Origin of the sequence: Negativicoccus succinicivorans, from assembly GCF_014207605.1 — a bacterium.
Classification (GTDB): Bacteria; Bacillota; Negativicutes; order Veillonellales; family Negativicoccaceae; genus Negativicoccus; species Negativicoccus succinicivorans.
Map to the genome: position 1 here is coordinate 46,406 of NZ_JACHHI010000005.1, position 12,922 is coordinate 59,327.

Genomic DNA, 12,922 nt, shown 5'->3' on the forward strand with positions numbered 1-12,922 from the left:
TTTATTTTTGACAGTGAGGACAATACACTGTCGTTCTGCCTCCTAAACGAATGCTTTGTAACGGACGTTGACACCGCTTGCAAGGCAAACCTTTGCGCCCGTATACGGCAAGGCGTTGCACATGCAAGCCTCGTTTACCGGCGCTGTCGCGGTAATCCCGAAATGAAGTGCCGCCATCCTCGATACTTTGCGTAAAGACCGTTTTGAGTGCTGCCAGCAAGCGCCGCGCTTTCGGTCGTGTTAAACGATCAGCGCGCATTTTGGGTCGCAATCCGGCCAGAAATAATGCTTCATCCGCATAAATATTACCGACGCCAGCGATGACCCGCTGATCCAACAGCAAGGTTTTAAGCGCCACCTTGCGTCCTCGCGAAGCAGTATATAAAGCAAGCTCCGATGTCTGCGGAGAAAGCGGCTCCGGTCCCAATTTCAGCAGCGGCGGATACTCGGCGAGATCGGCGCGGCGCAACAGCGTCAGGCCGCCGAACGTGCGCACGTCTTTAAAATACAATACCGCCGGCGGCGCGAGCCGGATTTCAACGCGTACATGCGAAATCGAAGCGGCGTGTGTCCGATACAAAAGCGCTCCCGTCATTCGCAAGTGCCCTACGAGCACCAACCGTTCGGTATAGAGCAACAAGTATTTTCCGCGCCGCTGTACCTCGGTAAAACGGGTCCCGATCAGTTCTGGGAGTAAGCCTTGCGGATCCGCAAAGGCTTTGGCGAGATGAACTTTTATCCCTGTAATTTCCTGACCGGGCAACACTTCGTTCAGCTGGCGACAAATGACTTCCACTTCCGGCAATTCCGGCATTACTTCGCCATCTCCCAATTCGTGCCGTAGTGAATATCTACTACCAGCGGCACCGCCAGTTCCGCGGCGCCGGGCATGTGCATTTCTAAAATTTGCGTAACGATGTCACGCTCTTCTTCGACGACTTCCAATACGAGTTCATCATGCACCTGCAGCAGCATGCGACTTTTCAGCCGGTTACGAACCAGCGCCCAATACACATTATTCATCGCGCGCTTGATAATATCCGCCGCGGCCCCTTGAATCGGCGTATTGAGGGCCGTGCGTTCGGCAAAAGAACGCCGATTGAAATTGCGACTGTGAATATCCGGTAAGACGCGAAAACGTCCGTACATCGTTTCCGCGCGCCCCGATTCTTTCGCCGCTGCAATCGAATCCGCCATATATTGGCGAACCTTGGGATAGCGCTCGAGATATTTTTCAATATACGCGCCCGCCTCTTCGCGGCTGATGCCGAGATCGCGCGCCAAACCGTAATCACTGATGCCGTAAATAATTCCGAAGTTGACCGCCTTGGCATGCGAACGTTCCGCGGCCGTTACGTCTTTCGGATCTTTATGCAACACTTCCGCGGCGGTGCGACGGTGGATATCCTCCTGATGTAAGAAAGCTTCCCGCAGTTTTTCATCCTCGGAAAGGTGCGCAAGGATACGCAATTCAATTTGTGAATAGTCGGCCGACATGAAACCGCTAAAACCTTTGCCCGGTACAAAGAGCGAACGGATGCGGCGACCTTCCTCCGTACGCACGGGAATGTTCTGCAAATTCGGGTCGGAACTGCTGAGCCGCCCCGTCGCCGTGACCGTTTGATTAAAAGTCGTATGCACCCGCTCGGTCTCCGGATCCACCAACTCCGCGATCCCGTCAAGATACGTCGAAATCAATTTAGTGATCGTGCGGTAGGTGAGTACTTTCGCCACAATCGGGTGTTCCTTGAGCAAACCATTCAAAACTTCGGCGTCTGTCGAATAACCGGTCTTCGTTTTGCGTCCCGGCGGTAACTCCAGTTTAGTAAATAAAACATTCGACAGTTGTTGCGGGCTTAAAATATTAAATGTTTCTCCGGCCAGTTCGTAAATCTCAGCGGCAAGCGTTTCCGCCTGCGCAGTGAACTCGCCTTTTAACGCGGCCAGCTTATTTTGATCAATCGCGATGCCCGTATGCTCCATCGCCGCCAGCACTTGCGTCAACGGCATCTCAAACGTCATGTAGAGATCCCATGCGCCGTTCGCTTTCAATTCCGCCGTAAGCGGCTCTACCAACTGCGCAAACATTTGGGCGCGGGCCGCCAGCATTTTTTCCCCGTCCTCATACGGATACGGCGCCGGTACGTGGTAGGCATCCGCTAAATAGGTGACGGGATACGAGGTGCGCGTCGGATTTAATACGTACGCGGCCAATGTGACGTCAAACAGTTCTGCGACCGAAGTAAAAATGCCCGCCGCCTGGTACAGCAATTTGGCGCGGTCGGTAATAATCTGCGCTTCGCCGCCGAGAAGGATGCGGAGCGCTTCCGTGGCGGATTCGTCCTGCCAATAGTAGAGCGTATCGTCCACCAGCGCCGCAAGTTCTTTTAATGCAAGATGCGGAATTTTACCCGCGGTTGTCACGCTGACCGCCACGTGATCCGCATCTTTTAACACGCTCGGTTTCGCATCGGTAACGACAGTCATGTCGGCAGGTTTCTCCTGCGTCTGTTGCGCAAACAGGCCTTCGTCGCCGGCGATAATATGCGCTGCCTGCATTTTTCCGAGCATGCTGCGGAAGCCGAGCCGCTCGAATAGCGTACGCGCTTCATCGACACGTCCCTGTGGTTCCATCTCGGATAAGTCGGTCGAAATATCCACATCGGTTTTAATCGTTGCAAGTTTGCGAGAAATGTAGGCGATATCTTTATTTTCCGTCAATCGTTCGACCAGTTTTTTGCCGCTGACCTCATCCAAACGGGCAAAAATTTCATCGAGCGTCGGAAATTGCTGTAACAATTTCGAAGCCGTTTTCGGACCGATACCGGCGACACCCGGAATATTATCGGAGGTATCGCCCATGAGCGCTTTCCAGTCGACGATTTGCTCGGTCGTGACACCCGTGCTTTCCAACACCGTCTCCGGCGTCATCGCTTCCAACTGCGTCACGCCCCGTTTCGTCAGGTATACGGTAGTGGCATCGTCGACCAGCTGCAATGTATCGCGATCTCCGGTGATAATAGCGACATCGCACTCGCCGCGGTAGCGTTTACTGAGCGTGCCGATCAGATCATCGCCCTCGTAGCCTTCTTTTTCGTATTGCGCGATCCCGAGCGTCTGCAGCACTTCCCGGATCAGACCAAATTGCGGTGCAAGATCATCAGGGGCATCCGGTCGATTTCCCTTATAGTCCGCATACAGCTCATTGCGAAACGTCACTCTTCCTTTATCAAATGCCACCGCTAAGTAAGTCGGCTTAAGATCCTCAAATACTTTGGCCAACATCAGTAAAAAACCGTATACCGCATTCGTCGGATTTCCCTGCGGATCGGTTAACGCCGGTAGCGCAAAGAACGCGCGATACAGTAAACTGTTACCGTCAATTAAGACAAGGCGAGGTTTGCTCATAGATTCCTCCCATTATGCTATACTATATTCAAATACATGTCATTATACCATATTTGCAACCGCGAACCGTGTTTTGCGACTTTGTCACATGTCAGCACATCGACGCTAAAAATGCCGCAAGCACAGGCTTTTCATATTATAATAGAGTTATGCCGATGAAATGGATAGTGACGGATGCCCTGGCAGGCAAAACCGTCAGTCAGCAATTACGTTTATTGGGGATCTCTCAACGTGAACGACGCCGCTTACGCAGAGAGGCAACAGTCTTTTGCAACGGAGAACGTGTCGATTTCCACACACTTCCTCCGCTCGCTGCGGAAATCTCGCTGCAATGGCCCGTTCCCTCGCGACCGCCGGCCTGGCATATACCGCTGGATATTCGCTATGAAGACGCGCAATATATCGTCGTCAACAAACCCGCGGGCATGTTGGTTCACGCGACGGCAAAGGAACGTGAAAAGACCCTTCTGCATGCGCTTTCCGCGTATTTTGAACGGCATGATGCAGACGCATATCCGCATCTCATACAACGTTTAGACAGGAACACTTCGGGATTAGTTCTTGTGGCAAAATCGCCACAGGCGCAGCATGCGCTCAACCGCAACCATTTGGCGTCGGTCGAGCGTACCTATCGGGCTTTGGTCCCTGGGCGATTTTTTACACCGTACGCCGAAATCACATGGCCGATTGCCCGCTGTAAAGACAGTATCATTTTACGCGAAGTGAATCTGACGGAAGGCAAGCCCGCCGTTACCTATGTCACACGCTTAGCTGCGAATCAACAACTTTCCTACCTCGGTATCCGTCTGAAAACCGGACGAACGCATCAAATTCGGGTGCACCTCACCCATCTCGGCTACCCGCTACTGGGAGATGATTTGTACGGAGGATCCCGAGATATTCTTACGCGGCAAGCCTTACACGCCGCTACTCTTACTTTCATGCAGCCATATACCGGCCAAACGGTTCGCGTCAGCGCACCGCTTGCACCGGATATGAACGCCGTTCTCGAACGGCATTTATCTCATTATTTCCGTTAGCCTTAAGGAGGTTATCTCATGCCGCTTGTCAGCTCTACTGAAATGTTTAAAAAAGCATATGAAGGGAAATACGCGATCGGCGCATTCAATGTCAACAATATGGAAATCATCCAAGGCATTGTCGATGCCGCGAAAGAAGAACAGTCACCGTTAATTTTGCAGGTTTCCGCCGGCGCCCGTAAATATGCCCGTCATATTTACCTTGTCAAATTGGTGGAGGCCGCTGTCAGTGATACGGGCCTGCCGATCTGTCTGCACTTGGATCACGGCGAAGATTTTGAAATTTGTAAAGCCTGCGTCGATGGCGGTTTTAATTCCGTCATGATCGACGGCTCCAAACATCCCTTTGAAGAAAATATCGCGTTGACCAAAAAGGTCGTTGAATACGCGCATTCGAAAGGCGTTGTCGTCGAAGCGGAGCTCGGGCGCTTGGCCGGTGTCGAAGACGACATCTCCGTATCCGCGCGTGACGCCCAGTTCACCGATCCGGATCAGGCTGTAGAATTTGTCGAACGCACCGGTTGCGACTCGCTCGCGATTGCGATCGGCACCAGCCACGGCGCGTACAAATTCAAAGGCGAACCGTATCTTGATTTTGAACGTCTGCAACGCATTTCTGAACTGATGCCCGGATATCCGATCGTTTTGCACGGCGCTTCCACCGTCATTCCCGAATTTGTCGAGAAGTGTAATGAATACGGCGGCGACGTCGCCGGTGCACGCGGTGTGCCGGAAGAAATGCTGCGTAAAGCCGGTACCATGGGCGTTTGCAAAATTAATATCGATACCGACTTGCGCTTAGCGATGACGGCTTCGATTCGTGAACACTTGCAAAATCATCCGGCTGATTTTGACCCCCGCACATACTTGGGCGCCGGTCGTGCCGCCATTAAAGGCATGGTACAACACAAAATCAAACACGTACTTAACAGCTCGAACCGCATTTAAACAAAAAGAGAGCCGAAAGGCTCTCTTTTTTGTTGTCATTGTGCCAGTGCTTTTTCGATATCGGTATAGGTTAAAACACCATCGGCAATGATCTCGCCGTCCTTTTCCAAGGTAGGAACATACTCCAACGCAATCTCCATACAATGCCGATCATGCTCTTTCAAGGTGTCAGCATATTGCTCTCCCACCAACACTTCGGCAGCGCCGCTCAGTCCTACTTCCTCCGCCCACTTTGCGAGCGTTGCGCGATCGCTCATGTCGCCCTCTTCCTGGTACGCGCCCGTGTAAACACGGTCGACCCAGGCATCGGCTTTACCCTGCTCCTGCGCGAGTTCCAATAAACGCAAGGCGTCAAAGCTCGACGCATCCCACCTGGCAGTCGTCGCATTAATGCCGGCCTCTTTACCGAGTTCAGCAAACTGTTCGCGCGCGCGTTCGCCGGCATATTTTTCTTTGGCTTTACGGTTACGCCATTCAGGATGAATTTCCCAGCCGTACCACTCCAGGCAGATATCTTTTTGCTCCTGTAATTTTCGTAAACTGCCCCAAGCATGGTAGCAATACGGGCAAACGAAATCGAAATAAACACGAATTTCTGACATTACTATTCCTCCTTTGTGTTCCTGTTTTCATTATATCGCAAAAATGAACATGGTATAATATACGCAAAAAGGGGGTATAGATATGCTTTTTATTTACTATCCGAAATGCAGTACCTGCCGACGCGCCAAAGCCTGGTTGGACGATAACAATATCCGCTATGAAGAAAGACTGATCGTGGAAGATCCGCCGACCGCAAAAGATCTTCTCCGCTGGAGTAAAAAAACCAATCAGCCGCTGACAAAATTTGCCAATACGAGCGGTCAATTATATCGGTCAAGCGGCTTGGCCAAACGCCGTCTGACACTTTCCGATGAAGAGTTTGCCAAAGAGCTGTCCCGTGACGGCATGCTGATCAAGCGGCCCCTCTTGGTGATTGATGATGACCATATTCTAACCGGTTTTCGCCAAACGGAATGGGAAGCCGCGTTACTTAAATAGGAGGACTATATGGAGTTTAAAGAAGTGCTTTCCCTGCGTCAATCTACCCGAAATTACCGGACGAATCCCGTAGCTGCCGACGCTTTAGAGAATATTGTGCACGCCGGTGTCACAGCGCCGATTTCGTTGAGTCGTTATGAATCCTATCATTTGACTGTCATCACGGCCGAAGGTGTGTTGAAAAAGCTCGAGGAAGAATGGTTAGAACGCGGCAATACAGGCAATCCGATTTATGATGCCCCGGCACTGATCGTTGTTTTCGGTGATGAAAAAGTGACCTCCGGTTTGCGTAATGCCGATACGGGTTGTATCGTTACCCAAATGCATCTGGCCGCCACTGCGCTCGGTTTAGGGTCCTGCTACATTTGCGGTGCCATCCAGCAACTCGGCAAAGATGCCCGTTATCTCAACGGAGCACGTGTACCGGCCAATTTCGTGCCCATGGGAGCGCTTGCCATCGGCGAACCGATGAGACCACTCAAAGCTCGTCATAAAGAAAGTAAAATGACGGTCGATCGTTTATAAATAAAAAGAGCTGCGCTTTGCGCAGCTCTTTTTATTTCGATAATTTTTGTTTGCGTGCCCCAGTAGCGGCGGAACAGCACGAGCAACCTGTCATTTTTTTGTCACTGGTGCACCCCGGGCAATTTGTGCAGGAATTTTCTTCGTGCAGACCGTGCCAAAAATGCCATGTCAGGTAGACAAATGCCGCCAGCACTGCCACCCCTATAAAAACAGTTTGCATATTCTCACCTCAAAATCCGAGCATCCGACCGCCTTGATAAACCACAAAGGAGCACACCCAGGCAAGCGACGTACAATACATAAAGACAAATGCCGGCCAACGAAACGAGTCAGTTTCCCGACGCATCACAGCGAGTACGGCCAGACACGGACAGTATAACAAAACAAAGACCATCAGACTGAGCGCAATCAACGGATCAAACGCGGGATCCGCGGCAAGACGTTCCATCAAACCGCTGCTGTCATCCGGATCGGCTTGCATGCTGTAGATCGTGCCGAGCGAACTTACCAACACTTCTTTCGCCGTTAAAGCAGCTACCAGCGAAACGCCGATTTTCCAATTAAAGCCGAGCGGTTGCAAGACAGGTTCGATCATGTGTCCGAATTGTCCCGCATAGCTGTGAGCAAGTTGATCGGCACTTTCCGCACGATCAATCGCCGCCATTTCTTCTTCGTGATCTTTCGTTAAGGCAAAATATTCCAACGCATACGGGTAGTATTGCGGCTGTGTCTCGGCCACCGATTGTAACGCCACCGGAAATTCCCGACCATATGCGGTAAACGACTTGGCAAGCGTTTCTTCTTCGGCGGCGTTTCCTTCTTCTTGCGCCGCGGCCAGCGCTTCCTCATTTTGCGTCTGCAAGGTTTCCAACGTTGCCACCGCTTGGAAAAGTGCCGGATTCTCATTGATTTCGTTAATGGCAAACGGCGCAAGCACTGCTTCCGCTTGGGTTTGATATTCCTGTGTCGCGGCGGCACGCAACGCGTCATAATCCTGATCAAGCGGGACATTTTGCGGATATACGGTAATAAACCAAACAACCACAGAAGCCGCCAAAATAAACGTGCCTGCTTTTTTAAAGTATAGCACCGCTCGTTCCCACATGTGAAGCAAAACACCCTTTAGCGTCGGAACGTGGTACTCCGGCATTTCCATAACGAACGGTTCCCTTTCTCCCGGGAATAAAAATTTACGGAAAGCCAGCGCCAGCACAATCGCCAGCACGATGCCCAGCATGTAAATGCCGAAAAGCACTGTCCCCGCCCACTTCGCGGTAAAGAAAGCACCGATCAACAGCGTATATACCGGCAAACGCGCGCCGCAACTCATCATCGGCGCGACCAACATCGTCACCATACGATCCCGCGGATTATCCAGCGAACGTGTGCCCATGACGGCCGGCACTGTACAACCGAAACCCAGCAGCAACATAATAAACGACTTGCCGTGCAAACCTACCGCATGCATCATGCGATCTAAAATAAACGCGGCACGCGCCATGTAACCGCTATCTTCCAAAAGCGCAATGCCAGCGAATAAAATTAAAATCAAAGGCAAGAAACTCAAAACCGCGCCGACGCCGCCAACAATTCCGTCCACAACAAGCGATTGGATGGCTCCTTCCGGCAAAACGGTGGTAAGCCAAGTGCCGAAGTCTGTAATCACTCCATCGAGCCATTCCTGCGGATACGCCCCCAATGTGAATACCGCGTTAAACAGCAGCCACATCATACCCGCAAAAATAAGCGGTCCGAAAAAGCGATGCGTCAATACTTTATCGATTTTATCCGAACGTGTTTCATGTAATGTGGGGTCTACCGTTACCGCCTGTTGAAATATCTGTACTGCAAATTGGTGGCGCTTTTCCGCAAAAATAAATTCTGCGTCAATTTCTTTCGGTAATGAATTTCGTAAACAATGCGCCAAGTTGAGTACGTCTTCCATACCGCCGCGTTGTTGCAACGCTTCTTGTACTTCCTGATCATTTTCCAACAGCTTAATCGCCAGCCAGCGTATCGGATACTGAATATCCGTCTGGGCTTGGATCGCTGTTGTCATGGTAGTGATCAAATGTTCCAGCGTCGGACCGTAGTCGATCTTAATCTGCGGCGCCTTGCCTTCCTTGGCAACACGCGCCACATCTTCCAGCAACGCAACGGTTCCGACGTTGCGGCTGCCTACCGTTTGTACGACAGTGATGCCCAATGCGTCACTTAATTTTCGTAAATCGATATGGATGCCCATCTGGTCTGCCACGTCGACCATGTTCAACGCAATCACGACCGGCTGTCCCAACTCGACAAGCTGTGCGGTCAAGTACAGGTTACGCTCCAGGTTGGAAGCATCCTGGACATTGACGATCACATCGGGACGTTCGTTAATAATGGTGTTACGAGCTACCACTTCGTCCAAAGAACGGGCGGTCAAACTGTACGTGCCCGGCAAATCCAAAAACAGCATGTCAATGCCTGCAAAACGTTTATGGCCCTCTTTGCGTTCCACCGTGACACCGGGATAGTTGCCCACATGTTGACGCGCCCCGGTGAGATTATTGAAAACCGTCGTTTTGCCGCAGTTTGGATTGCCCGCCAACGCAATTTTAATCGCTTTCATCTTGTTCCTCCTGCGTCTTTACGTAAATCATCTCGGCTTCTGCCTTGCGTAAAGATAAATTAAAACCTTTGACTTTAATTTCGATCGGATCGCCCAGGGGTGCCTCTTTCATCACCGTTGCCCGAGCCCCTCGTACAACTCCCATATCAATCAATCGATGCTGCACATTACCGCGCCCCTCGACACGTGTAATCTCGCCCGTTTCTCCCGGGCGCAACTGCGCTAATGTCCGCTCCGCCATTATGGTGGACCTCCTCGTTTTATGATTTTTTATTATATCACAGCTCTTCTGATTTTTGATATTGTTTCGCAAAATTATTTTTAATAAGTATACATTGGCCGGCAAAGCTTTTGATTTCATATAAAGTAAAATAAAAAAGCTGCTTGCGCAGCTTTTTTATTTAGTGCCGAAGATTCTGTCGCCCGCGTCGCCCAGACCGGGAACAATATATCCTTTTTCGTTAAGATGATCATCAAGAACCGCTACATAGATATCCACATCGGGATGTTCTTTTTGTACCACTTCAACGCCTTGCGGGGCCGCGACAAGGCACATCAACTTAATCGTTTTCGCACCGCGTTCTTTTAAAAGCGTAATCGCAGCTGAGGCCGAACCGCCGGTCGCAAGCATCGGGTCAGTAACGATGAAAAAGCGCTCCCCGATATCGGACGGCAACTTGCAATAGTATTCCACCGGCTTCAATGTTTGCGGATCACGATACAAACCGATATGACCGACGCGCGCACTCGGAATCAAATCAAGCAACGCTTCAACCATGCCGAGACCGGCACGCAGTACAGGCACAATGCCCATTTTTTTACCGGCCAGACGTTTACCTATCGTCTTAGTAATCGGCGTTTCCACTTCGACATCTTCCAACGGCAAATCACGCGTGATTTCGTAACCCATCAACAATGTGATTTCCTGCAGAAGTTCACGAAAATCTTTGGAACTTGTATTTTTGTCACGAATTAAAGTGACTTTATGTTGAATCAGCGGATGGTCCAGAATATGTACAGCCATAAGCTCTCCCGTTATTTATAAATCGGATATTTTTCACAAAGTGTCGCGACTTCTTTACGTGCTTTTTCCGCGACGGATGCATCCTGCGGTGCTTTCAAAACAGACGCGATCACACGCCCTACCGTTTTGAAATCTTCTTCCTTGAAACCGCGTGTCGTCAAGGCCGGCGAACCGAGACGAATACCGCTCGTGATGAACGGACTTTGCGTTTCGAACGGAATCGTATTCTTGTTACAGGTAATGCCCACTTCATCCAAAACATGTTCCGCGTCTTTGCCGGTGATCCCGAGACCTTGTACATCAATCAGCAACAAATGATTGTCCGTACCGCCCGTGACGGCACGCAAACCGTTTTCCACCAATGTGTCGCCAAGCACCTTGGCATTGGCGATAATCTGTTTCGCATAGGCTTTAAATTCCGGCTGCAATGCTTCGCCGAAAGCCACCGCCTTGGCGGCGATGACATGCATCAACGGCCCGCCCTGGATGCCCGGGAAAATCGCTTTGTCAACGGCCTTCGCATATTTTTCCGTCGCCATGATCATACCACCGCGAGGTCCGCGCAAAGTTTTGTGCGTAGTCGTTGTTACGATATCGGCAAACGGCACCGGACTCGGATGTACACCCGCCGCGACAAGACCTGCAATGTGCGCCATGTCCACCATGAAAATTGCATCGACGGCATGCGCAATCGCCGCCATACGTTCAAAATCGATGATCCGCGAGTAGGCGCTACCGCCGCCGATAATCAGCTTCGGTCTCGCTTCTCGAGCGATTTTTTCCATTTCGTCATAATCGATGCATTCCGTTTCCCGATCCACCCCGTAGGAAACAACATTGAAATAATTCCCCGAGACATTGACCGGACTGCCGTGAGTCAAATGGCCACCATGGGAAAGGTCCATGCCCATGATCGTATCGTTCGGCTTGAGCAACGCGAAATATACACCGAAATTGGCCTGTGAACCGGAATGTGGCTGCACGTTAACATGGTCACAGCCAAACAGTTCTTTGGCTCGATCGCGCGCCAAATTCTCTACTTTATCGACAAATTGGCAGCCGCCGTAGTAACGTTTTCCCGGATACCCTTCAGCGTATTTATTCGTTAAAATACTGCCCTGGGCTTCGAGAACAGCCTCACTGACAAAGTTTTCTGAAGCAATCAGTTCCCATTTGTTTTGCTGCCGATGCAATTCATCGGTAATGTAAGCAAATAATTCTGCATCCTGTTCGCGTAACTTTTGCATGATCATCCTCCTACTCAATGAAAACTTTTATGCCTTTGTATAACGGGCTCGTTCGCCTCCGATCAGCGGAAATCTTGTTCGCGCCGCGACTACCAAAGCCGCACCGATATGATTTTGTTGCAGTCGCACCGGCACTACCACGCGACGTAAATGCATGCCGATCATCGTGCAACCAATATCCAGGCCGCCCGCCGCCGATACTTCCTCCACCACAACCGGATCGTCAAAAAGCGCCATCGCATTGGTGGAAAAAGAACCGCCTGCATGCAGCCACGGCACGACCGTAACTTGTTGCAAATGTAAGCGTTCCGCCGTTTTACGTTCGACAACCAGCGCACGGTTTAAATGTTCGCAGCATTGAATCGCCAGTTCCAAATGTTGAGCCTGCGCCACTTCCATCAATGCCTTAATCGCTTCTTCGCCCACTTCCGCGGAGCTGTCTTTGCCGATATGACCGCCGCGAATTTCACTGGATGAACCGCCAACCACGATTAAGTCTTGCGGAGCAAATTGCGCGATCTCGCAAAGCTCGGTAAAAGCCGCTTTGGTCTGTTCATATATTTCACTCATGCGTAGCGCCTCCCTGTTCCAGTGCTGTAATTTCATTCACCCGACGCTCGTGACGACCGCCTTCGAATTGACCTTCCAAAAAGGCGTGCACAATTTCCAGCGCCAAGCCCGGTCCGATGACGCGCTCTCCCATCGTCAAAATGTTGGCATTATTATGCGCGCGCGATGCTTTCGCGGAAAAGACATCATGACAAAGCGCGGCACGAATGCCCGGCACTTTGTTCGCGGCGATGCCGATACCGATCCCCGTGCCGCAAATCAAAATGCCCAGCTCGGCTTCACCGGCGAGTATCGCCGCAGTGGCATCCTGCGCAATTAAGGGATAATCACAAGAATCTAACGAGTGAGTCCCCACATCTTTTACTTCATAACCTTCCTCTGCGAGTTCACGACGAATCGTTTCTTTCAAATGAAATCCGCCATGATCACTGCCGATCACTATCTTCATCATATCCCTCCTTGGTAGTTCTATCCTACCATAAAACAGGCGGTAAGGGCATAAAAA

General features: G+C 51.0%; 13 protein-coding genes. 4 read left to right on the top strand and 9 right to left on the bottom strand.

The genetic code is table 11. From position 1 onward, the window contains the following. Position 1: 1 nt before the first annotated feature. Together mutM and polA are read right to left on the bottom strand one after the other, a co-directional pair. A complete protein-coding gene (mutM, locus tag HNR45_RS05730) occupies positions 2 to 814 on the bottom strand; it encodes a bifunctional DNA-formamidopyrimidine glycosylase/DNA-(apurinic or apyrimidinic site) lyase (RefSeq protein ID WP_159823234.1) in 813 nt (270 codons plus the stop codon). Beyond that, positions 814 to 3,408, bottom strand: a complete 2,595-nt coding sequence (polA, locus tag HNR45_RS05735) for a DNA polymerase I (RefSeq protein ID WP_159823235.1) — start codon at positions 3,406 to 3,408, stop codon at positions 814 to 816. Before polA ends, mutM begins: the two co-directional genes overlap by 1 nt. A gap of 155 nt (positions 3,409 to 3,563) precedes the next feature. Here polA and HNR45_RS05740 point away from each other — a divergent pair, with 155 nt between their 5' ends. Both HNR45_RS05740 and fba read left to right on the top strand, forming a co-directional pair. Then, on the top strand, positions 3,564 to 4,448 hold the full coding sequence (locus HNR45_RS05740; protein WP_159823236.1) for an RluA family pseudouridine synthase: 885 nt from the start codon (positions 3,564 to 3,566) through the stop codon (positions 4,446 to 4,448). 18 nt (positions 4,449 to 4,466) lie between these two features. Next, a complete protein-coding gene (gene fba / locus HNR45_RS05745) occupies positions 4,467 to 5,396 on the top strand; it encodes a class II fructose-1,6-bisphosphate aldolase (protein ID WP_159823237.1) in 930 nt (309 codons plus the stop codon). Between the two features lie 35 nt (positions 5,397 to 5,431). Here fba and HNR45_RS05750 read toward each other — a convergent pair whose 3' ends face one another. Continuing rightward, complete coding sequence (locus tag HNR45_RS05750) at positions 5,432 to 5,998, bottom strand: DsbA family oxidoreductase (protein WP_034437895.1); 567 nt, start codon at positions 5,996 to 5,998, stop codon at positions 5,432 to 5,434. A gap of 82 nt (positions 5,999 to 6,080) precedes the next feature. On the opposite strand from HNR45_RS05750, the gene HNR45_RS05755 reads away from it, so the two are divergent. Both HNR45_RS05755 and HNR45_RS05760 read left to right on the top strand, forming a co-directional pair. Next, positions 6,081 to 6,437, top strand: a complete 357-nt coding sequence (locus tag HNR45_RS05755; RefSeq protein WP_024048538.1) for an arsenate reductase family protein — start codon at positions 6,081 to 6,083, stop codon at positions 6,435 to 6,437. Between the two features lie 9 nt (positions 6,438 to 6,446). Further along, positions 6,447 to 6,962: a nitroreductase family protein gene (locus HNR45_RS05760; protein ID WP_034437896.1), complete on the top strand. Its 516-nt coding sequence runs from the start codon at positions 6,447 to 6,449 to the stop codon at positions 6,960 to 6,962. A gap of 229 nt (positions 6,963 to 7,191) precedes the next feature. Here the strand turns inward: HNR45_RS05760 and feoB are convergent, their stop codons facing one another. From feoB to rpiB, 6 genes are all read right to left on the bottom strand, one after another. Further along, positions 7,192 to 9,576: a ferrous iron transport protein B gene (gene feoB, locus HNR45_RS05765; RefSeq protein ID WP_024048535.1), complete on the bottom strand. Its 2,385-nt coding sequence runs from the start codon at positions 9,574 to 9,576 to the stop codon at positions 7,192 to 7,194. Beyond that, positions 9,563 to 9,817: a FeoA family protein gene (locus HNR45_RS05770; protein ID WP_024048534.1), complete on the bottom strand. Its 255-nt coding sequence runs from the start codon at positions 9,815 to 9,817 to the stop codon at positions 9,563 to 9,565. The genes feoB and HNR45_RS05770 overlap by 14 nt, the downstream gene beginning before the upstream one ends. 156 nt (positions 9,818 to 9,973) lie before the next feature. Continuing rightward, on the bottom strand, positions 9,974 to 10,600 hold the full coding sequence (gene upp, locus HNR45_RS05775; RefSeq protein ID WP_024048533.1) for a uracil phosphoribosyltransferase: 627 nt from the start codon (positions 10,598 to 10,600) through the stop codon (positions 9,974 to 9,976). A gap of 11 nt (positions 10,601 to 10,611) precedes the next feature. Continuing rightward, the gene (glyA, locus tag HNR45_RS05780; protein WP_159823238.1) at positions 10,612 to 11,847 is read right to left on the bottom strand and encodes a serine hydroxymethyltransferase; all 1,236 of its coding nucleotides are present in this window, start codon (positions 11,845 to 11,847) and stop codon (positions 10,612 to 10,614) included. Positions 11,848 to 11,874: 27 nt separating this feature from the next. Next, on the bottom strand, positions 11,875 to 12,417 hold the full coding sequence (locus HNR45_RS05785) for a TIGR01440 family protein (RefSeq protein ID WP_159823239.1): 543 nt from the start codon (positions 12,415 to 12,417) through the stop codon (positions 11,875 to 11,877). Continuing rightward, entirely contained in the window at positions 12,410 to 12,865 is a 456-nt protein-coding gene (gene rpiB / locus HNR45_RS05790) for a ribose 5-phosphate isomerase B (RefSeq protein ID WP_159823276.1), read from the bottom strand. Before rpiB ends, HNR45_RS05785 begins: the two co-directional genes overlap by 8 nt. Positions 12,866 to 12,922: the final 57 nt, after the last annotated feature.